Source organism: Pseudomonadota bacterium, from assembly GCA_026388215.1.
Classification (GTDB): Bacteria; Desulfobacterota; Syntrophorhabdia; order Syntrophorhabdales; family Syntrophorhabdaceae; genus JAPLKF01.
The window spans coordinates 1-21,218 of record JAPLKF010000005.1 but is presented as its reverse complement, the minus strand read 5'-3'; the positions used below and the strand labels follow the sequence as shown (position 1 = coordinate 21,218).

27 protein-coding genes are annotated in these 21,218 nt (G+C 40.5%); 18 read left to right on the top strand and 9 right to left on the bottom strand.

Annotation, left to right across the window (positions count from 1 at the left end):
* Positions 1–281 (top strand): NUDIX hydrolase (locus NTU69_00200; GenBank protein ID MCX5801955.1); only part of this gene is annotated, 281 nt, incomplete at its 5' end.
* On the opposite strand, the gene NTU69_00195 is transcribed toward NTU69_00200, so the two are convergent.
* The 9 genes from NTU69_00195 to ftsH form a co-directional block, all read right to left on the bottom strand.
* A complete protein-coding gene (locus tag NTU69_00195) occupies positions 261–1,052 on the bottom strand; it encodes a methyltransferase domain-containing protein (GenBank protein ID MCX5801954.1) in 792 nt (263 codons plus the stop codon). The two genes, NTU69_00200 and NTU69_00195, sit on opposite strands and share 21 nt — an antisense overlap.
* A gap of 209 nt (positions 1,053–1,261) precedes the next feature.
* Positions 1,262–1,702, bottom strand: a complete 441-nt coding sequence (locus tag NTU69_00190) for a CGGC domain-containing protein (protein ID MCX5801953.1) — start codon at positions 1,700–1,702, stop codon at positions 1,262–1,264.
* Between the two features lie 225 nt (positions 1,703–1,927).
* Positions 1,928–3,118 (bottom strand): pyridoxal phosphate-dependent aminotransferase, encoded by a 1,191-nt coding sequence (locus NTU69_00185; protein ID MCX5801952.1) that lies wholly within the window; start codon positions 3,116–3,118, stop codon positions 1,928–1,930.
* Positions 3,119–3,670, bottom strand: coding sequence for a hypothetical protein (locus NTU69_00180; protein ID MCX5801951.1), 552 nt, complete (start codon positions 3,668–3,670; stop codon positions 3,119–3,121).
* A 102-nt stretch (positions 3,671–3,772) separates the two neighbouring features.
* Entirely contained in the window at positions 3,773–4,591 is an 819-nt protein-coding gene (locus NTU69_00175; protein MCX5801950.1) for an alpha/beta hydrolase, read from the bottom strand.
* 107 nt (positions 4,592–4,698) lie between these two features.
* The gene (tilS, locus tag NTU69_00170) at positions 4,699–6,075 is read right to left on the bottom strand and encodes a tRNA lysidine(34) synthetase TilS (GenBank protein MCX5801949.1); all 1,377 of its coding nucleotides are present in this window, start codon (positions 6,073–6,075) and stop codon (positions 4,699–4,701) included.
* A 115-nt stretch (positions 6,076–6,190) separates the two neighbouring features.
* Positions 6,191–6,412 carry a zinc ribbon domain-containing protein gene (locus NTU69_00165; protein ID MCX5801948.1) on the bottom strand — a complete coding sequence of 74 codons (222 nt, stop codon included), beginning with the start codon at positions 6,410–6,412 and terminating at the stop codon, positions 6,191–6,193.
* A 13-nt stretch (positions 6,413–6,425) separates the two neighbouring features.
* A complete protein-coding gene (locus NTU69_00160) occupies positions 6,426–7,310 on the bottom strand; it encodes a hypothetical protein (protein ID MCX5801947.1) in 885 nt (294 codons plus the stop codon).
* The gene (gene ftsH, locus NTU69_00155; GenBank protein MCX5801946.1) at positions 7,273–9,201 is read right to left on the bottom strand and encodes an ATP-dependent zinc metalloprotease FtsH; all 1,929 of its coding nucleotides are present in this window, start codon (positions 9,199–9,201) and stop codon (positions 7,273–7,275) included. The genes NTU69_00160 and ftsH overlap by 38 nt, the downstream gene beginning before the upstream one ends.
* Positions 9,202–9,336: 135 nt before the next feature.
* On the opposite strand from ftsH, the gene NTU69_00150 reads away from it, so the two are divergent.
* From NTU69_00150 to NTU69_00070, 17 genes are all read left to right on the top strand, one after another.
* A complete protein-coding gene (locus NTU69_00150; GenBank protein MCX5801945.1) occupies positions 9,337–9,591 on the top strand; it encodes a DUF6504 family protein in 255 nt (84 codons plus the stop codon).
* Positions 9,584–10,798, top strand: coding sequence for a DNA polymerase IV (gene dinB / locus NTU69_00145; protein MCX5801944.1), 1,215 nt, complete (start codon positions 9,584–9,586; stop codon positions 10,796–10,798). Before NTU69_00150 ends, dinB begins: the two co-directional genes overlap by 8 nt.
* Before the next feature lie 207 nt (positions 10,799–11,005).
* Positions 11,006–11,452: a 50S ribosomal protein L13 gene (rplM, locus tag NTU69_00140; protein MCX5801943.1), complete on the top strand. Its 447-nt coding sequence runs from the start codon at positions 11,006–11,008 to the stop codon at positions 11,450–11,452.
* Positions 11,445–11,837: a 30S ribosomal protein S9 gene (rpsI, locus tag NTU69_00135; GenBank protein MCX5801942.1), complete on the top strand. Its 393-nt coding sequence runs from the start codon at positions 11,445–11,447 to the stop codon at positions 11,835–11,837. The genes rplM and rpsI overlap by 8 nt, the downstream gene beginning before the upstream one ends.
* A gap of 6 nt (positions 11,838–11,843) precedes the next feature.
* A complete protein-coding gene (gene argC / locus NTU69_00130; protein MCX5801941.1) occupies positions 11,844–12,866 on the top strand; it encodes an N-acetyl-gamma-glutamyl-phosphate reductase in 1,023 nt (340 codons plus the stop codon).
* Between the two features lie 211 nt (positions 12,867–13,077).
* Positions 13,078–14,409, top strand: coding sequence for a signal recognition particle protein (ffh, locus tag NTU69_00125; protein MCX5801940.1), 1,332 nt, complete (start codon positions 13,078–13,080; stop codon positions 14,407–14,409).
* Positions 14,410–14,421: 12 nt separating this feature from the next.
* Positions 14,422–14,676, top strand: a complete 255-nt coding sequence (gene rpsP / locus NTU69_00120; GenBank protein MCX5801939.1) for a 30S ribosomal protein S16 — start codon at positions 14,422–14,424, stop codon at positions 14,674–14,676.
* A 20-nt stretch (positions 14,677–14,696) separates the two neighbouring features.
* Positions 14,697–14,930, top strand: coding sequence for a KH domain-containing protein (locus NTU69_00115; GenBank protein MCX5801938.1), 234 nt, complete (start codon positions 14,697–14,699; stop codon positions 14,928–14,930).
* On the top strand, positions 14,930–15,427 hold the full coding sequence (gene rimM / locus NTU69_00110; GenBank protein ID MCX5801937.1) for a ribosome maturation factor RimM: 498 nt from the start codon (positions 14,930–14,932) through the stop codon (positions 15,425–15,427). Before NTU69_00115 ends, rimM begins: the two co-directional genes overlap by 1 nt.
* Positions 15,424–16,158, top strand: coding sequence for a tRNA (guanosine(37)-N1)-methyltransferase TrmD (trmD, locus tag NTU69_00105; GenBank protein ID MCX5801936.1), 735 nt, complete (start codon positions 15,424–15,426; stop codon positions 16,156–16,158). The genes rimM and trmD overlap by 4 nt, the downstream gene beginning before the upstream one ends.
* A gap of 7 nt (positions 16,159–16,165) precedes the next feature.
* On the top strand, positions 16,166–16,717 hold the full coding sequence (locus NTU69_00100) for an RNA methyltransferase (GenBank protein MCX5801935.1): 552 nt from the start codon (positions 16,166–16,168) through the stop codon (positions 16,715–16,717).
* On the top strand, positions 16,710–17,057 hold the full coding sequence (gene rplS / locus NTU69_00095) for a 50S ribosomal protein L19 (GenBank protein MCX5801934.1): 348 nt from the start codon (positions 16,710–16,712) through the stop codon (positions 17,055–17,057). Before NTU69_00100 ends, rplS begins: the two co-directional genes overlap by 8 nt.
* Positions 17,057–17,641 (top strand): ribonuclease HII, encoded by a 585-nt coding sequence (locus NTU69_00090; GenBank protein MCX5801933.1) that lies wholly within the window; start codon positions 17,057–17,059, stop codon positions 17,639–17,641. Before rplS ends, NTU69_00090 begins: the two co-directional genes overlap by 1 nt.
* Positions 17,631–17,882 (top strand): YraN family protein, encoded by a 252-nt coding sequence (locus NTU69_00085; protein MCX5801932.1) that lies wholly within the window; start codon positions 17,631–17,633, stop codon positions 17,880–17,882. The genes NTU69_00090 and NTU69_00085 overlap by 11 nt, the downstream gene beginning before the upstream one ends.
* Complete coding sequence (larB, locus tag NTU69_00080) at positions 17,882–18,622, top strand: nickel pincer cofactor biosynthesis protein LarB (protein ID MCX5801931.1); 741 nt, start codon at positions 17,882–17,884, stop codon at positions 18,620–18,622. Before NTU69_00085 ends, larB begins: the two co-directional genes overlap by 1 nt.
* Positions 18,619–19,782: a nickel pincer cofactor biosynthesis protein LarC gene (gene larC / locus NTU69_00075; protein MCX5801930.1), complete on the top strand. Its 1,164-nt coding sequence runs from the start codon at positions 18,619–18,621 to the stop codon at positions 19,780–19,782. The genes larB and larC overlap by 4 nt, the downstream gene beginning before the upstream one ends.
* 310 nt (positions 19,783–20,092) lie before the next feature.
* The gene (locus NTU69_00070) at positions 20,093–20,797 is read left to right on the top strand and encodes a hypothetical protein (protein ID MCX5801929.1); all 705 of its coding nucleotides are present in this window, start codon (positions 20,093–20,095) and stop codon (positions 20,795–20,797) included.
* Positions 20,798–21,218 lie beyond the last annotated feature (421 nt).

The following is a 21,218-nucleotide window of genomic DNA, read 5'->3' as shown; positions in this document are numbered from 1 at the left end:
GGGAAGCAAAAGAAGAGACCTCTCTTGATGTCAAATTAATTGAACAATTCCACACCTACTCAAAACCGGGTAGGGACCCCCGATTTCATACGGTATCGGTGGTATTCATAGGGGATGGGGAAGGCATACTTAAAGGAAAGGATGATGCGAGAAAGGCAGGGGTTTTCAGCGAAGACCCACTACCGGAACAAATCGCCTTTGACCACAGAGAGATTCTTACCGACTATTTTTATTATTTAAAAACAGGCAAAAAACCACCCTTATTCAACCCCAAAGGATAAGGTGCGGTCACATTTTTCGCCCAGGATAAGAAAAACATTTCGTTTAAAGAACAACTCATCATCTTTAATGATAAAATATTTTGAAATCCCTTTATCTTCCAATCCAAATTTTAGCAATTTTTCGATTTTTCTTATACTGCTTTCAGACTGATATGCATGACGCAGATATTCTTGAAAATTTAGCCCAATCTCTATCTGAAACTCATTTACAATTTTTAAATCATTAGCCTTAAACAAATCTACAATTGACTCCAATGATAAAGCTGAATTGTGACTTATATCTATTGCTTTTTCCATGCCTTCAAAAAAATCGTTCGTTTTTTTGTCATCATACGCGACAATATCCTGAATACCCACTCTACCAAGGTTTTTACAGCATCGCAGCATCTCTAAAAATACCTGGGAATAGTTCTGCATATGATGAAACGCTGATTTACAAACAGCTATTGAATATGAATTATCATCGCAGGGAATTTTTTCTACATTGTGACAGATAAATTTTACATTCGTTACATTGTTACTTTCAGCCTGTTCATTCGCTAATTTAATTTCTTCATCTGAAATATCTATTCCCAGAACATATTTTATTCTTTTCGCTGAAAATATTGAAAATTCACCTGTTCCACAGGCAACATCTAACATGGTGTCATTTTCATTCATTCTGAAAAAATCAAAATGGGCCTGCATATATTCTATATTTTTCGTAACAGACCAGCTACTGAAGCTTTTTGCCTGTCTGTTGAATTGCTTTTTTATAATCCCCTTTAACATTTCATCTACTTCTTAAGATTTATTCTAATCCATTTTTAAGATTATCACCAATAATTGAATATACCGCGTGCAACGCATTTTTATAGCGGAGAGCGTGGAGCGTATATAATTTTGCATTGTATTTTTACCTAATTAAGCAGGGAAAGGTAATAATAATACAGAATCAAAACTTATAATTCAAGACATGACCCCCAATTCTTTTTCCCGGATTATTCTATCTTCCTCCCTTTTATCACATCAACCATGGTGAATTGCGGCTGGCAGAAGAGTTTCTTAATTTCCCCTCTAAACTGGTCCTGGGTGATAGGGACTTCGTGGGTTCCTATGACTACTTTTATATCCGGGAAGTTCTTCTCAAGTAATGCCTTATACTCATCCTTGAACGGGCATAATGTATCCATACAGTATGTAAAATGGATTGCATCAACCTTGAATTCGGTCAATGCCCGAATCCTGTTCAGGAGCTTTTCATGTCCCGTCAGTGTAGGACATCCTGAGCAGCTTACAATACCGACTAAATCGAGCTTCTCATCGTCTTTGTACCGCTCAAAGGCGCCCTTTCGCCTCCGTAAATCTGCCAGGCAGCTTACAGAGGAACAACCCAGATCCTGTGTTGCGTTTGAACATGCGAATATGCCGATTCTCGCCATTTTTACCTCCTTTTTTAATACAAATCAGGACATTCGCCTGACCTGTTTATTTCATTATTGCAATGCTATCAGGGGGGAAAGAAGTTGTCAAGCAATGTTAAAAAGTTACCTGTAAGACACGAAGGACGAGGGACAGGATTATAGAGTAGGCAGTAGGAAATGGGCAGTATGCAGTTGCTGCTTACTCCTTACTGCTTACTACTTACTGCTTACTACTTACTGATGTTAGTCAAGCGAAGCTACAGCCTTCTTTATCCTCTCCACTCCCTTTTTGATAACTTCCATAGAGGTTGCAAAAGAAAGCCTCAGGTAACCTTCTTTGCCAAATTCGACCCCCGGGACAACCGCTGTATGGAAGTCTTCAAGGAGTATCTCGGTCAATACTGATGAAGAACCTATTTTTTTGCCCTTATATTTCCTGCCAAGGAGTTTATTAAAGTTGGGAAATACGTAAAAGGCACCCTTAGGATTGTAACAGGTCACGCCTTCAATGCTACGAAGCTCCCTCACCAGGAAGTCCCTTCTCCTTTTAAATTCACTGACCATCGTCTTGATAAAATCCTGAGGGCCATTTAAGGCTACAACCGCTGCCTTCTGTGAAATGGATGTCGGGTTTGATGTGCTCTGGCTCTGTATATTTGACATAGCCTGTATAATCTCTTTAGGTCCTGCGGCAAACCCTATCCTCCATCCTGTCATTGCGTATGTCTTAGAAACACCATGGGCTATGATTGTTCTTTCTTTAAAAGAAGGATTAATGGAGGCAATGCTCGTGTGTGTATATTCATCATATGTAAGCTTTTCATATATCTCGTCAGATATGATATAGATATTATTCTCCACAGCTATTTTCCCAATCTCTTTCAGGTTTTCCACTGAATATACCGAGCCTGCCGGATTCGACGGATAATTCAGCACTATCCCTTTTGTCTTTTTTGTAATATGTTTTTTCAACAACCTTTTTGTAATCTGGAAATCATCCTTTTCAGATGTATCGACAAGCACAGGTTTTGCCCCGGCAAGCTCCACCATCGGCGGATAGGATACCCAATATGGAATTGGAATGATTACCTCATCACCCTTTTCAAACAGGGCTTGAAAGAGGTTGTAGAGTGAATGCTTGCCACCACAGGAAACAATGACCTCATCCCTTTTGTACGTGAGATTATTGTCTCTTTTAAACTTTTCAATGATTGCGTCCTTTAAAGGGTCTATTCCGGCTGCTGGTGTGTACTTTGTAAAACCTTCGTTAATGGCATCAATCGCCGCCTTTTTAATATGGTCTGGAGTATCAAAATCAGGCTCCCCTACTCCAAATCCTACAATGTCCAACCCCTGAGCCTTGAGGGCCTTTTCCTTTGCATTGATTGTTAGGGTTGGTGATGGCTTGAGTGAACTTGCTCTTTTTGATAGCATTTAAAACTCCTTTGGTTTTATTATGATTTCTCTCACCTTTATTTTAAAAAGCCTGTTAGAAGAATTCGCCCTTATCACACACGCCGTATCTGCACCCCTTCCAGTTCCTGCTATGGCAATGACATCAGAAAAGGGGATTAACCCGCTATCTGCAGCCATTGCAACAATCTCCACACACACCTTTATCCCCTGGGAAAACATCCTCAGGGTGTTCGCCACAAGGTCCTGCTCAGAATAGCCTGTAAGTTCACGAATTGCCGTGCCAAGGCTCCTCAAGACCATTGTGCCTGTGAGTACCTTTATGCCGCTTTTTATGAGTCTTCTTCTTATATCCTCTGAAAACTCCTGATGTCCTTCTTCCGAAAACCCTGTATTATGTGTTACGACAACTATATTAAGCCCTTCATTGGCGTACTTTTCAAGTACCTTTTCTGCCGTATAGTCAGTTGTTGAGGCAATGACGATGTCTTTGATGTCCCTCTTTTTTGCATACTGAGAAGCAACCTCAAGGGTTTTTTCCGTATTCTCTATTCCTGACTTTTCGTGATACATTCCTTAACCCCATCGTCGATTTCAGATTTCAGATTGCGGATTGTCCCGCTTTTGGCGGGATTAAAGCTTACAGAGTTTAACTCCGAACTCTGAACTCCGAACTTAAAACCGTGGTGCTACGCACCGCTGGAGGATACTATTTACAATATCCCACGCTTTGTTGTCAATCAAAATATTTGCATGGTTGACAGGTAGTTTGAAGAACATTTCATCGGGCGTGAGAGGGGATTTGCAGGATTCAACGCATACAAAACCATCCCCCTGCCCCATCTTCCATTCCTTGATTATACCTTTGCCAAAAAGCTTTTCTGCTGAGCCCATCACGTTGAAGAAACATGTTGTGAAGTATGAAACTGAATCACCACATATATCAAAGTGCGGGACATGTTTTTCCATCTCAAGCCCCTCTGGTCTGTTAATTTCCTTTATCAAGGGAGCGTAGGTGCATAGCTCTCTTATGGGGACAATATGCCTTTTGACAGAAGGGGATACAAGTTGAATAAACTTCTGATGCTTCATCGTATAGTCTGCAAACCCGCTGCCGTAGTGTGGTGTTGATAAGCATATCAAGGCCTTTGGATTTAAACCATGATGTTGTATTGCCCATCTTGCCACAAGCCCGCCCCTCGAATGGGCTATAAAGACTATATCCTGGCTATCAATAGAATCTACAAGGACCTTTAGTTCAGCTGCTGCATCGTCAACCGTTCCATAGATATTTTGCGTCCAGCTTGCGATATTATAATTCTCCTTATTGCACCTTTCTGCGAGGGGTATAATCTCCTTTTCTTCCTTCAACAGGGTTTTAAAGGAGATAAACAAAACCTTTACTTCGAGGGGTGCAAACCATACATTCTCTGTAACCCCAAGTCCGTGAATGAGAACCACCCATGGGCCTTTATTTGCAGTCTTTATTATCATCACCAACACATATTATCAGCAAAGGGTTCAAGAGGCCAAGGAGTAAGGATTCGAGTGAATTAACACACTTCAACCCTTGAATCCTTGAACCCTCTAATCCTGCATGTTTAAACATAATGTTTCACAACCACCTTAAGGATATGTTTTGTATCCCTTTCCACCTTGTACCTTTCATCAATCCTGTAACCAATAATCCATATAATATCCTTTTCTGAAAGGAGAAGGGGAATATGCCTTCTTCTTTCCTTTGGAATCTTCCGGGATATAAAAAAATCCTTTAACTTTATAGAATTTTTCATGCCGAGGGGGAAAAACCTGTCACCTTCCAAAAATGTCCTTACGTATAAATTCCCTATCTTATCCCTGTCGAAAAAGGCAATATTCCGGTCCGTTGGAATCTCCACAAGTTTATTGGGGTATGGTGAGACATCGAGATAGAGCATAAAGGGCTCGAGCCTATTTTCCCCAATTTTAACCGGAAATACACTCTTTATCACTGTAACACCAGGTTTCTTTGTAAATTCAAGTTTTTTGTATACCTTCTTTACCCTTATGCCATGAGGCAAGATAAGTGTGAGATTTGGTCTACTCCCCATTATGACCTTTTCTATCAAACGGATATGTTCCCTCAGGGGGATAAATTTTGATTCCATCTGTGTAAGTACATTCGCTATTGCCCTGAATCTTGTTTCCCTATCTATATTTTTCAGGGACTCAACCTCTAATAATATATCTTCCCCTTCCAATTGTCCTTCCTTTTTCAAAAATTCCATTGCCCTTTCCTCAAACAGATAATTAATCATGGTTAAATCCTGCAGTAATAAAAAAATCTTTTCTTTAAATGCCGGGTTCAACCTTTCCATTAACGGGATTACATGTTTTCTTATGAAATTTCTCTCATATATATCCTTTTTATTAGAAGAGTCCTCCACAAAGGGGACTGAACAATTTTTTGCATATTCTTCTATTTCAGACCTGTATATGTAAAGGAATGGACGTATTATATTCCCCCTCTTCACAGGGATTGATGAAAGTCCCCTTATCCCCGTCCCCTTTAATACCCGCAGAATAAAGGTTTCTACCTGGTCATCCATATTATGGGCGACTGCAATTTTATTATAGTTATGCCTACCTGCCACCTCTTCAAAAAAATCATATCGCAACGTCCTTCCCGCATGCTGTATAGACATACCGGATTTACCCGCATACTCTTTTGCATCAACCCTTTTTATGTAGTACGGAAGGGAAAACCTACCTGCAATCGTTTTTATAAATTCTTCATCCCTGTCCGATTCCTCTCCTCGCAACAGGTGATTTACGTGGGCTATGCCGAGTTCGAAGGGTATCTTATCTCTGATTTCAATCAATATAAAGAGTAATGTGGTTGAGTCTATTCCTCCTGAAGCCCCAAGAAGGATATCGTCTCCCTTTTCTATGAGCCTTTCACGCTCAATGATTTTTTTGACTTTATCAACGAGGTTCATATAAAAATAGTGAATATCGAAAAGAGCAGGGTTCGAGGGTTCAAGGATTCGAGCGATTTTAAAACACTTGAACCCTTGAACCCTTGACCCCTGGAACCCTTCTTTAAAGATTGTGTCACGAACATGAAGAACAATTTGATGAACCACAGCTTGCACAGGCAGAGCCTTTGTTTGATGACGATGATTTAAACTTATAGCCAACGGAAAATCCAAACGTGGACATCTTTCTTTTTGGCCTTTTTTCTCCACATGCCGGGCATGTTGGCTCATCATCTTTAAAGACTATGAGCTCAAATTCATTTCCACATTTCTCACACAAATATTCATATATCGGCATCTTAATTTCCTCCTTATGTCTTTTTTGCCCTCCTTACCTCACCTGATAGATCATTGATAAGCCTTTTTAATGATTCCATGTATGGCTCCATTCTATTATTATCCATATCCATAGAGAATGCCCTTTCAGCAAATATCAGTGACTTCGTAAACCTGTTTTTAAAATAAAAATAAAAAGCAGATGCATACATATATAAAAATAATGCCTTCTTGTTCTTGTTATCAAGGTTGGAAACCTTCTGGAATAATCTTCGGGCAAGTTCATAATATTCACTCTCAAGGTAACTATTTGCAGCCTTAAACACCAACAATAACCTTTCGCCCTGATACATATCGTTTAAAAACCCTTCAAAACCCTTTTTTCCATATATCTTTGTGAGGGCCTTCTCGTTTTCAAAAATAAAGCGCGGTAATAGATAGTTGTTTTTATACAATCCTATAAGGTCCTTCAACTGCCCGACAAGCTCTTTTAAAAGAATCCTTATCTCTTTTAGACCTTCTTTCAATCTCTTCTCTGCCTTATTGATGAGAATTTCAATCTCATGGACTATCTTCCTTTCAGGGCTTGTAAGTTCATTTAATGCTATGTCAGACTTAGGCTTGTAATACTCAAACTGATACAGGTTTTCTCTTAATTTCATCGCTTCATGAAATGTATATCCTACCGTTATATCATACAGTTTTTCCTTGTAGGTGGCTTCGTCTGAGTTTCTGAAAAGCTCATGGCACATTTCCTTTAACCTATAAAGACAGCTTTTGCCTCTGTCATCAACAAAATCTTCGATATTTGTGAAGCACAGCTTGCCTTCCTTAAATAGCGTTCTACACTCTATACATTTTGTGTAAACACAGATGGATTCTTTAATCAGGTCTATCTGCTTCTTTTCTAAGTTTGTCATCTTTATCATCACCTTGATTTCCTTTTATAAGCGCTCTTAATTCATCGCCATCGATGGTTTCCTTTTCAAGCAAAGTCTGTGCTACCTTCTCCAGAAGTTCTCTCTTCTCACTCAGCGTAGTATTTACTTTTTGATAGGACTCGTCTACTATCCTCTTTACTTCGTTATCTATCTCCCTCGCTGTTTCTTCACTGTAGTCCTTTATCCCAAAGGTTGGATTTATATCTAAGAAAAGAGGTTTTCTTTCCCTCTCAAAGGTCATATACCCGAGTTTTTCGCTCATACCATATTCCTTCACCATAGATTTTGCAATATCTGTTGCCCTCATAAGGTCATTTTGAGCGCCTGTAGAAATATCCCCGAATATTATCTCTTCTGCAACCCTTCCACCGAGAAGGACACATAATCTATCAAGAAGTTCACTTTTTGTCATAAGATACCTGTCCTCGGTTGGAAGCTGAAGTGTATATCCCAAGGCCGATATCCCTCTCGGTATAATGGAGATTTTGTGCACCGGATCTGTAGTACCAAGAAATTCTGCCATAAGTGCATGCCCTGTTTCGTGATGGGCAATTATCTCTTTCTCCTTTGGGCTCATTACCCTCTTCTTTTTTTCGAGGCCTGCCACGACCCTATCGATAGCCTCTTCAAATTCTTCCATACTCACTAAAGTTTTTCCCTTTCTTGCGGCGAGCAGGGCTGACTCATTTACCAGGCTTGCAAGGTCTGCCCCCACAAACCCCGGTGTCCTTGCGGCTACCACCTTTAAATCAACATCCTTCCCGATCTTTACACCACGTACATGGACATTCAGAATCTCTTCCCTCCCCTTTATATCCGGCCTGTCAACAAGGACATGTCTGTCGAATCTCCCTGGTCTAAGCAGCGCCGGGTCAAGGATTTCAGGTCTGTTCGTTGCCCCCATGATGATTACACCTGCTTTTGTATCGAAACCATCCATCTCGGCAAGAAGTTGATTGAGTGTCTGCTCTCTTTCATCGTGGGAAGAAAGGGGATTCATACCCCTCGCCTTACCAAGCGCATCGAGCTCGTCTATGAATATGATGCACGGGGCCTTTTCCTGAGCCTGGGCAAAAAGGTCTCTCACGCGCGACGCCCCCACGCCAACGAACATCTCAACAAAATCTGAACCGCTCATGCTGAAAAACGGCACCTTTGCTTCTCCGGCTACTGCCTTTGCAAGAAGCGTCTTCCCTGCGCCAGGAGGGCCAACAAGAAGTATACCTTTCGGTATCTTCCCCCCAATATTAAGAAATTTTTGCGGTGTACTTAAATATTCTATTATTTCCTTCAACTCTTCCTTCGCTTCATCCACGCCTGCAACATCTTCAAAGGTAATTTTTATCTCATCTTCACCATATATCTTCCCCCTGCTTTTCCCAAAATTCAGGATGGATGAAGGGGCACCACCCATCCTCCTCATGAGAAGATTCCATATAAGTATGATGACAGCAAAAGGTAAAACCCACGATATAATAGCCTTTATAATCTTGTTTTCATAATAGCCTGCAAATTTAATGTTGTACTTCTGCAATTCTTTGACAAGGTCCGGGTCCTCCACCCTGCTCGTCAAGAACTTTATCTTTTTACCATCATCGAGGGCAAGCATACCCTGGACGGTTTCGGTGTTTATCACAACATCGCTGACCTTCCCTTTCGCAATAAGCTCTTTAAACTCACTATAAGGTATATTTTTGACTTCACTTTTAAAAAAATAGCTGTTGATTACTATTATGGCAATAAAGGCTATGATGAAATAAAGAAAGGTAAAACCCTTTGTTTTCTTATCTTTGTCTTTAGCCCTCTCTTTTAACTCAAGAAAGATGTTCTTACTTTTTTCTTGTTTTGACCTTGCCTTTCTTTTTCGCATGATAAAGTCTAACAAAAAACCGTCTGTTTTTAAATATGTTTTTAAGAACCGGGCAGTAAGTAATAAGCATTAAGCCTTCAGCCCTCTCTCAAGAAACCTGATTGACACCAAACAAATGTTTGGTATAATACACATATGCTCACAAAAATAGGGGAAAGGGTAAGGGTCGGGGTCGTATTCAAAGAAGAAGGACAGAAAATAGAACCCAAATGGTTTTTATGGAGAGGAAGGAGACTGGCAGTAAAAAGGGTCACGTATACATGGCGCGAAAGGATAGGTAAAGAGCTGGTACACAGATTCGCACTCACGGATGGAAGGGACCTTTACGAGCTTTCCTACTGGCAGGAAAGGTTGCTCTGGTTTCTCGAGGCAGTTGAAACAGATGGATAAGGTTATCATGTATATAGACATGGATGCCTTCTTTGCATCCGTTGAACAGGCATCCCGGCCCAAACTCTGCGGCAAGCCTGTTGCGGTAGCAGGGAGAAACAGAAGAACAGTGGTGGTGGCTTCATCCTACGAGGCAAAAAGGCTTGGAATCAAGACAGGAATGACAAAAGGAGAGGCACGAAGGATACTTCCCTCCCTTACCATCGTGGAGGGCAAAAATGAAAAATATGTGGATACATGTGTAAAGATAAATGAGATATTACTCAGATATACCCCCGAGGTGGAGATACATTCGATAGATGAATCCTTTATTGATCTCACGGGCTCCTTTCCTTTGTTTTCTTCTCCCATCAGGGTTGCCAGGGCAATTAAGGGAGAGATAAGGGATAGTTTTGGAATCACCTGCTCTGTGGGGATTGGACCAAATAGGCTCGTCGCAAAGATGGCGGGTGAGAGCGGTAAACCTGATGGATTGGTGATGGTAAAGAGAAAAGATGTGAAGGAATTCATGAAGGAACTCCCCGTAGAAAGCATCCCCGGGGTAGGCAAAAGGATAGGGATGGCATTAAAAAACCTGAAGGTAAAATCATGCGGAGAACTCAGGGATTTTCCTGTCAGCATACTCCGGAGAAGGTTTGGAATATGGGGAGACTATTTATCTTTTATGGCACAGGGGATAGAACCACCTAAGGATGAAGGTCCCGGAAAATTGCCCGCATCTATCGGTCACAGCATGACCCTCGAGCAGGATATAGGAGACAGGGTAGCCATCAAAGCCCATATACTCGAACTTTCAGAGATGGTGACAAGGAGATTAAGAAAGGAAGGGGTAGCAGCAAGGGGCTTCTCTCTTACATGGAGGTATCCCGATTTTACCACCTATACAAAAAGGGTCTCCATTCCCTTTCACACACAAGACAGTAAAATGGTATACCAGGTCATTGGAAAATTGATGGATTGTATAAAATTGAAGGACAGGCTGAGGCTTCTTGGTGTCACAGCCTTCAACATTCAAAAATCAATGGCGATTTCTTCTTTGATAGAGAAGGATGATAGAAGGGAGAAACTCTATAAGGCTATGGATAGTATAAATGATGCATTCGGGGAACACTCTATACACCGGGCCACCCTGCTTTTATGCAAAAAACACCATTGGGTTATTTCTCCGGCGTATAGACCCTACAAATCCTATCCCTATAAACAGTGAGAACAATAGTTCGGAGTTATGAGTTCGGAGTTCGGCGAAGTGAGCCGAAGGACAAGGGACACAAAATCGTTTATTGTTTTGATTGCTGACAGCTGATGGCTAATGGCTTGCAGCTCCCTCGAACCCGTTAGCCCTTGGGTAAAAAAGTTTTGCTTGACTTAACCCCACCAAATATATTATTTTAGACAAATTTTGAAAGGTAATATGATGAAAACGTACTTTCCAAAAACAAATGACGTGAGAAAAGACTGGTATGTAGTCAATGCAGATGGAGCGACCCTTGGCAGGCTTGCAGCAAAAATAGCCACAATCCTCAGGGGGAAAAATAAACCTACGTTCACACCCCATACGGATGTAGGAGATTTTATCATTGTGGTGAATGCAGAAAAGGTTAAACTTACCGGCAGGAAACTATACCAAAAAACATACAAAAGTCATAGCGGTTATCCCGGAGGGATAAAAGCAATAAATGCAAAAACCCTGCTCGACAAAAAACCGGAAGAGCTCATCATGCTTGCTGTAAGAGGAATGCTTCCAAAAAATACCCTGGGAAGACAAATCCTGAAAAAATTAAAGGTTTACAGAGGAAATAAGCATCCTCATAAAGCCCAGATACCAAAAGAATTGGAGATAAAGGAGGTAAAGGGTGCCTGAAAAAAGGTACTATGCAACTGGAAAAAGAAAAACTGCTATAGCAAGGGTCTGGCTAAAACAGGGTGCCGGAGATTTTCTTATAAACGGAAAGACCCTTGATGAATATTTTCCCCTCGAGGAATTAAAATTAATGGTCAATAAGCCACTTATGCTTACGGGTAACATTGGAAAGTTTGATATAATAGCGAATGTTTACGGCGGCGGTATCCCTGCACAGGCATGGGCTTTGGGTCATGGAATTGCAAAAGCCCTTTTGGAATACAACGTAACCCTGAGAACCACTCTCAAGAAACAAGGGCTCATCACAAGAGACCCCAGGGCCAAAGAGAGAAAGAAGTATGGAAAAAAAGGGGCAAGAGCAAGTTTCCAGTTCTCGAAGAGATAATTCCTGATGTGGAAAGCAGGTATAATAGGAGCCACTGGATATACAGGGCTTGTACTTATATCCACGCTTCTCTCCCATCCCAAAATAAAAATCACTCTTATCACCTCCAACACGTACAAGGGTAAGAAAATATCAGAAATATTCCCATCCCTTAAGGGGCTGTTTGAGGAAACACTTTTGCCCACGTACGGAAAACACAGCGGTAAATGTGACATATATTTCCTGTGCCTTCCACATGGAAACTCAATGGAAATGGCAAAAAGCCTGTTCAACGGCAAGGCAACCATTATTGACCTGAGTGCCGATTTTAGATTTGAGGATGTGGATATCTATGAAAAGGCTTACATAAAACACAACGCCAAAAAGCTCATCCCTGAAGCAGTATATGGACTCCCGGAACTTTACAGAAACAAAATAAAGGGTGCAAAGCTTATAGCCAATCCGGGATGCTACCCCACCTCTGCGATTCTCGCGCTATACCCCCTCCTGAAGGATGGTCTAATAACCGGTGATATTTTTATAGATTCAAAATCAGGTGTGAGTGGTGCAGGGAGAGAAACAAAATTAGGGAGCATGTTCTGTGAGGTATCTGAGGGTTTCAGGGCCTACAATGTGGGCATACACCGCCATGAACCAGAGATACAAAAAGAGGTAAACAAATTTTCTGATATGAGGGTAACCTTCGTTCCCCATTTACTCCCCATAAACAGGGGTATCCTCTCGACAATATACAGCAGATTGAAAACTCCGGCTAAAACAAAAGATATAATAGCGTTATATAAAAAAGTATACAAGGATGAGCCTTTTGTGAGGATTCTGGACGAAGGGACTTATCCGGATACACGGTTCACGAGATTTTCCAACTATTGCGATATTGGTTTAAAGGTTTTCAGAGATGGCAGGATTATTATCATCTCCGCCATTGATAATCTCGTCAAAGGGGCATCAGGCCAGGCTATTCAAAACATGAATATTGCTTTAGGTATAAAAGAAACAACTGCCCTCAATAACATCCCGCAATACCCGTAAATATTCAGCTGACAACTTTCACGGTAAACATTATCCTGTCCACGGCCTATTTCACTCTCCATGCCAATCTACTGTTGGTGTTTAATTCTATCAAGGACACCACCCTCTTCACTACCTATAATGAGCTTTATCTTTTTTCTCATTGCTGATTGCTAACCGGTGAATTTAATTATCGTTGACTATTCAATGGTTTTCTATTATTATTACCAATATGTTCGAAAGATTACAGGAGAGATTAGAGACCACATTTAAAAAACTGAAGGGGTACGGGAAGCTTACCGAAACAAACATAAAGGATTCCCTGAGAGAGGTAAGGATTGCCCTTCTTGAGGCAGATGTCAACTACAAGGTTGCAAAAGATTTTCTTGAGAAGGTCAAAGAAAAAACCCTGGGCGAAGGAGTACTCACGAGCATAACCCCTGGACAGCAGTTTATTAAGGTTGTATACGACGAGTTATGTGAACTCCTGGGTAAGGTCAATAAACCACTTGATGTATCAGGCTCTCCGCCGGTAGCTATCTTGCTAATCGGGCTCCAGGGTTCAGGAAAAACAACAACAGCAGGAAAGCTCGCCCTCCTCTTACGTAAAAGAGGCAGGAAACCGCTACTTGTCCCTTCAGATATATACAGACCTGCTGCTATAGAACAATTAGTAAAGATAGGTAGTCAGATAGGCATAGATACATTTTCTATAAAAGAGATAAAAGACCCGCTGACAATCTGCAAAGAAGCAAAGGCGTATGCAATGAAAAATGGTTACGATACACTCATTGTGGATACTGCCGGGAGATTGCACATAAACAATGAAATGGTAGAAGAGCTTGTAAATCAGAAGAAATTCCTGACACCCAGAGAGACACTTCTTGTTCTCGATGCAATGACAGGTCAGGATGCGGTAAACATTGCAAGTACATTTAATGAAAAGCTGGACATTGACGGCGTTATCCTCACAAAACTCGATGGAGATACAAGGGGCGGTGCAGCTATTTCCATAAAGGCAGTGACAGGCAAACCTATAAAATTTATCGGCATCGGTGAGAAATTTGATGCCCTTGAAGCTTTTCATCCTGAAAGGATGGCATCCCGTATACTCGGCATGGGGGATGTCGTTTCTCTTGTGGAAAAGGCTCAGGAAGTATTTGATGAAAAGAAGGCTAAAGAATTAGAAAAAAAGCTAAGAAAAGACGAATTTACCCTCGAAGATTTCAGGGAACAGATAAAACAAATGAAGGGTCTCGGATCTGTAGAATCTATAATCAGCATGTTTCCTGGATTCAACAAATTTAAGGGTGCAATAAACTTCTCTGAAGCAGAAAAGGATATAAAAAAGACAGAGGCTATCATCAATTCAATGACACCAAAGGAAAGATTATATCCCAACATTATAGACGGAAATAGAAGGATAAGAATCTCAAAGGGAAGTGGTGCAAATGTCCAGGATGTAAACAACCTTTTAAAAAAATATATGGAAACGAAAAAGATGATACGGAAACTGACCAAGGGAGGCATGAAGGGCTTCCAGCGACAACTATTCTTAAAATAAGGAGGTGGGAATTTGGCTGTAAAATTCAGATTGACAAGGTATGGAGCAAAGAAAAAACCTTTTTACAGGATTGTAGTAGCTGAAAGTAGTTCTCCAAGGGATGGAAGGTTTATCGAGAGGGTAGGATTTTATGACCCTCTTAAAGAACCTGCTCAGATAAGCCTTGACAGAGAGAAGATAAAGGCCTGGTATCAAAAGGGGGTAAAACCCACAAAGACAGTGGAGAATCTATTTAAAAAAGAAGGGGTTTTGAAGGAACTAACATAATAACTTTCGGAGGTGGGGTCGTGTTGAAAGAATTAGTTGAATATATGGCAAAGGCTTTGGTAGATAATCCTGATCAGGTAAGGGTATCAGAAATTGAAGGCGAAAGAACATCTGTTATCGAATTGAATGTTGCTAAAGACGACCTGGGAAAGGTAATAGGAAAACAGGGCAGAACTGCAAGGGCTATGAGAACCATATTGAGTGCAGCCTCCACAAAGATAAGGAAAAGGGCGGTACTCGAAATTATAGAGTAATGAGGTATATTCCTGTCGGTAGAGTAATATCTACCCATGGTGTGGGGGGAGAGGTAAAATTTAGATATTACAACGATGCAAAAGAAGGTTTTCTAAGATACACCACATTATTTGTAGAACACGGCGCTGAAAGAATTGAACTCAAGTCGACAGGAATAAGATCTCAAAAAGGTTTTTTCTATATAAGATTTGAAGGTCTAAAAAATCCTGAGGAGGTTTTCTCCCTCATGGATAAGGAATTATCTGTGAGGGAGGAGGATCTCTCTCAATTAGATGAAGATGAGTACTACGATTATCAGCTGATCGGGCTCGACGTGTTAAGCAGGAAAGACGAAAAGATTGGAAAGGTAGAAAGGGTATTCCATACTAAAGCAAATGACATTATCGTTGTTATGGGTAAAAAAGAAATATTCATCCCCATGGTTGAAGGGTATATCGTTAGGATTGACCTTAAGGGTTCATTTATAAAGATAGATGAGGAAGCGCTCCTTGTATGATCTTCACCATTCTCACCCTATTTCCAAACATATTTAAAACCCCCCTGCAGGAAAGCATCATTAAAAAGGCAATCGACAAGGGGTCTGTCAAATTTAACATCATAAACATAAGGGATTTTGCAGAGGATATTCATAAAACATGCGATGATAATCCATACGGTGGTGGGCCCGGAATGGTAATGAAAATAGAGCCCATATACAAGGCTATGAAGTTCGTTGAAAAAAACATAGGAAAGCCAAAATATATCTTGCTCACCCCCCAGGGGAAGATTTTTAACGAAGATACAGCAATAAGATTATCAAAGGTGCCCCACATCTGCCTTATCTGTGGACGATACGAAGGCACAGACGAAAGGATGCTTGCCTTTATTGATGAGGAAATATCCGTAGGGGATTATGTTTTATCAGGTGGAGAAATACCTGCCCTTATTTTAATAGACTCAATAACAAGACGCATCCCCGGTGTGCTTGGTAATGAAGAATCGATTATTGACGAGAGCCTGAAGGGGTCCTTGCTTGAATATCCTCAGTACACAAGACCGGATGTATTTATGGAAATGGAGGTGCCCTCTGTACTCCTTTCTGGAAACCATGAGGAGATAAAAAAATGGAGAAGGAAAGAGGCTATAAGAAAAACGATATTAAAAAGACCAGACCTGATAAACAACTTCGAACCAACTGAGGAAGATAAAAAATTTATCAGAGAAATACTGGAGGAAATCCCTGAGTAATGTCAGTATTGCTATTATTCATTATCCGGTATATGACAAAAACAGGAATATTATCGCAACAAGTCTAACAAATCTTGAAATACACGATATTGCAAGAACCTGCATGACATTTGGTATAGAGTTATGCTATATTGTTTCACCGCTTGTAAAACAAAGGGAGATCATGGAAAAACTTATACATCACTGGAGATATGGATACGGGGCTCAATACAACCCGGCAAGGGGTGAGGCATTAAATAAGATAAGAATAAAGACCGATGTGAGGGAAATGATAGAAGGGATAGATGGCGACCCAATAATAATAGGAACATCTTCAAAGGAAAGAATGGTAAACAAAATAGGATACGATGAACTTAACAGGCTGATAAAAAAAGAGACGAGACCATGTCTTCTACTCTTTGGAACAGGTTGGGGTCTATCTGATGAGATAATCAATTTATGTGAGAAAATGCTTGTACCGATCAAGGGTAAGGGGGATTATAATCACTTATCCTTGAGGGTGGCGCTTGGTATAATACTTGATAGAATTTTCGGCGAAAGAGGAGGATACGATGAATGAGATGGTCGATCTAATCGAAAAAGAACACATGAGGCTGGACTTGCCAGAAACAAATGTTGGTGATAACGTAAGGGTTTACACAAAGATATTTGAAGGGGACAAGGAAAGGATTCAGGTGTTTGAAGGCGTTATAATAAGAAAAAGAGGGGGAAATACAAGGGCAACATTCACGGTAAGGAAGGTATCATATGGCGTCGGGATAGAGAAAACCTTTCCCATGCACTCACATTTAATAGATAAGATAGAAATATTAAGCAAGAGCAAGGTAAGAAGATCGAAACTTTATTACCTGAGAAATTTGAAGGGGAAAGCTGCAAAACTAAAAGAGAAAAGGGATTAATGGGTTGTCCTCTCACAGGCATGATCGGTGGTATAGATGAAGCAGGAAGGGGACCTCTCGCTGGCCCTGTAGTATCTTCTTGTGTGGTGTGGAAAGGCTTACCTGATAAAAGAAAAAAAGTAAATGATTCAAAACTCCTGACCGAAAAAGAAAGACTGAGTTTGTTCCCGTGGATTGTAAATCATGCATATAAGGTAGGTATAGGCATAGCAACTCATGAGGAGATCGATAGAATAAATATCCTCAACGCAAGCCTCCTTTCTATGGATAGGGCTTTAAAGGATACAGGCATTCAGCCAAATCTTTTACTTATAGACGGCAAGTATGGAATTAAAGGTTTCCCGGACGGGAAACCAATAATAAAAGGCGACAGAAAATGTTTTTATATTGCCTGCGCCTCTATCGTTGCAAAGGTCATAAGGGACCGTATCATGGAAATGTTTCATATAGTATACCCCGAGTACAATTTCAAAAAAAACAAAGGGTACCCCACAGAAGGCCATAGAACAGCAATCAAAAGGTATGGGATCTCACCAATACATAGAAAAACATTTAGAGGAGTGAAAGAACATCTTGCTCACTAAAAGGGAAGAAGGTACAAAAGGAGAAGAAAAGGCAATAAAAATCCTGAAAAAGGAAGGTTACAAGATCATTGAGAAAAACTATAGAAACCCTTTTGGTGAGATAGACATTATTGCTGAAGAGGACGGATATCTTGTATTTGTTGAGGTAAAAAAGAGAAATACAGCTACCTATGGGGATCCTTTTCAGGCGATTGACACAAAGAAGAAAAAACACATGATTAAATCTGCAATGTTAACATGATGGATGAGAAGATCATAAAACTGTTAAGGGATGTAAAAAGCGGGAAAGCCTCTATAGAAAGGGCATATGATATGTTAAAGGATATACCCTTTGAGGACTTAAACCACACAAAGATTGACTTCCACAGGACAGTCAGAAAAGGTATCCAGGAAGTAATATTTGGAGAAGGAAAAAGTTTAAAGCAGATAATAGAAATCATTAAATCCATGAGAGAAAAAAGGGTGGATGTACTCGCAACACGTATAGGAAACAACATTGGCAGAAAGCTAAAAGAAAAATTTCCCTCCGCCACATACAGCGAAGAGGCGCGATGTTTTTACATCAAAGAAGACCATTCAATAAAAGGAAAGGGGACTATACTGATAGTATCTGCAGGCACAGGTGATGCAAAGGTAGCTGGAGAGGCGTACATCACCTCAATGTTTTTCGGAAATGTTACTGAGAAATTATACGATGTCGGTGTTGCAGGAATACACAGGCTGATCCAGAACCTTGAGGCCCTTAAAAAGGCAAGGGTCATAATAGTTGTTGCCGGTATGGAAGGGGCGCTGCCTTCCATAGTAGCAGGTATTGTTGGTGTACCTGTAATAGGGGTTCCAACAAGCATAGGATATGGAGCAAGTTTTGGGGGATTGACGGCGATGCTTGCTATGCTCAATTCATGCTCCACAGTTTCGGTATTCAATATAGACAACGGGTTTGGTGCGGCATATTTTGCCACCTTGATAAACCGCCTATGAATATACTTTACATAGACCCTGTTTTCGGTATTAGCGGCGATATGATGATAAGTGCACTTATCGATACAGGGCTACCCTTTGAAGAACTTCACAAACTTCTAAAAAACATACCTCTTCCCCTGCCCTCTATGGTTCCAATGAAAAAAAGGCAAGGCATTATAGAAGGTACATACCTGAAGATTGAGGATTCCGATACCCACCTGTCTATTAGTAAAATGAAAGAACTCATAAAAGGGTTGAAGGTAAAGGAGAGGATAAAAGTAGATGCAAAGGGTATGCTCGATATCATCCTTAAAGCAGAATCAAAAATCCATAGCATTAAAAGAAATGAGCTACACCTGCATGAGCTTTCCCATATTGATACACTGATAGACCTTTTGTGTGTCGCAAAAGGCATGGATTATTTTAAAATTGAAAAGGTCTACTCAGGACCAATTCCGCTTGGCAGGGGAACAATAAAAACATCCCATGGTATAATACCAAACCCGGCGCCTGCAACCCTTGAGATTCTTTCTGGATATAATGTGGTCTTTCTTGATGAAACATTTGAACTTACAACACCCACTGGTGCAGCGATTGTAAGGTACTACGTGAAAGATAAGAACAAAAGACCTGTCATGAAGATTGAAAAAACAGGGTACGGGCTTGGTACATATAAAACAGATAAACCGGACACCTTAAGAATCTTCATAGGAAAGGACAAAGAACCTCAGTATGACGAGGAGTTATGGGTGTTAGAGGCAGATATGGATGATATGGAAATGGAGTATATCGGGGCAGTTGCGGAAAGAATAAGAAATGAGGGCGCCCTCGATGTGCTGTACTTCCCTGTCTACATGAAAAAGGGGCGAATAGGCATGAGGCTTTCCATTACTGTGGCGGAGGAGAAGGTGCAACACCTGTTGGATACATTGTTCGCAGAAACGACAACGTTTGGGATAAGGATGAGAAAGGAATTAAGGAATATCCTGAGAAGGGAGGAAGGTGTTGTAAAAACCTCCTATGGGTCAGTGAGAATAAAAAATGGTTATGACAGGCAGGGAAAACTCATCAAAACACATATTGAATTCGAGGATGTAAAAAGGATTGCGGAAGCAAAAAAGATTCCTTATAGAGTGCTACTGGAATCTATAAAGAAAGAAGTGGGCAGTAGAAAGTAAGCAGTAAGCAGGGAACACTATTCATTATTTCCTTACTCCCTCACATCAGAAAAAAGCTATTTATGACTTCTATCTATCGTAAATAGAACAATAATAAAACTTCCACCTACCAACAAACAATTTCAAAGAGAAGGAATGCTGGGAATTACCAATTAAAATAGAGGACAAGGTGACACTCAACATTGAATTATTATTCTCCTCTCGAATATTAGTTGAGAGCCGGTGTAAATTTGGCTACAAGTATATCTCCTATTGCAATAAATCGCTCTTTTATGGCAATCTAAAGGATAAAATCGTATGGAATTACATAATGAGTGACCCGACCAATAAGAGCTTCCTTAACAGAAGCAGGCTTAGAGACCTCGTGCTCCTATTGTGTTTTGTCTCTGCTCTTATTTATAAGTTCAACACGTTTAACGTCGTCACAGGCTTTTTTCTGCTTGCCGTCGGTAGTTTTCTCCATATGGTTACGAAAGGTATTTTAATACGGAATGTGGTTCTCTCCAATAAAGGGATATACGGTATGGTTCGCCATCCGTATTACCTTGCCAATTATCTGGTTGATACAAGTTTCTGTATTTTGAGCAGTAATCTCTACCTTCTCCTTGTGTATCCCTTTCTTTTCTTCTGGGCTTACGGACCCACCCTACGGAAAGAAGAGGAATATCTCGCAACTCAACACGGTGATTTATTCACCAACTACAGCTTTAAGACTCCGCAAATCTTACCGGATAGTGCCTCTTTAAAGAAATGGAGAAATATTTTTGAGGGTTTTTCATTAAAACGTATTAGCATTAAGGAGTGCTCAAGGGTCGCACGGTTCCTATCAGTGGGGCTTGTACTCACGCTCGTTCATGAATTAAGTGACGAGGGTCTGGAAGGATTGCAAGCTTTAGTTCGTCCCACGAAAAACGATTATGACGAATTTGTTCTTTTTATGATTGCAATCGTCCTTTTTGTCTTTAGCGTTATCTTAATACAAATAGCACACAGGTACCGTGGGTCAAGAGACTAAGCTGTATGAATATTGTACAGTCAAACAATAATTATCGAGTACAAGCCTTAAATATCAGGTTGTAATTGGCACTGAAGATTACGGGTTGTAATGGAGCAGGTAAAGAGAAAACAAGAAAAACAACATTACAGGAAGCAATTGATAGAGATTATAGGCAATCTTGGTGGTTAGCAAAGAAAGATTATTGCTAAATAAGCAGGTTTTATGAGAGTGTTCCGGCCATACCGATATTTTTTCACAGCTTCTGACAGATTGGTTTACTCCATACTGCTTACTGTTCTATCAGAACCCTTTGAGATAGAACCTTACGTCTTTTAAAACCCCTTTCTTTATCCTCATATCAATCTTATTCAGTATATCCACCTTCATATATTTCAACTGGGTAAGCCATAGAGGGTCGTCAACTTCCACATAGAGTACA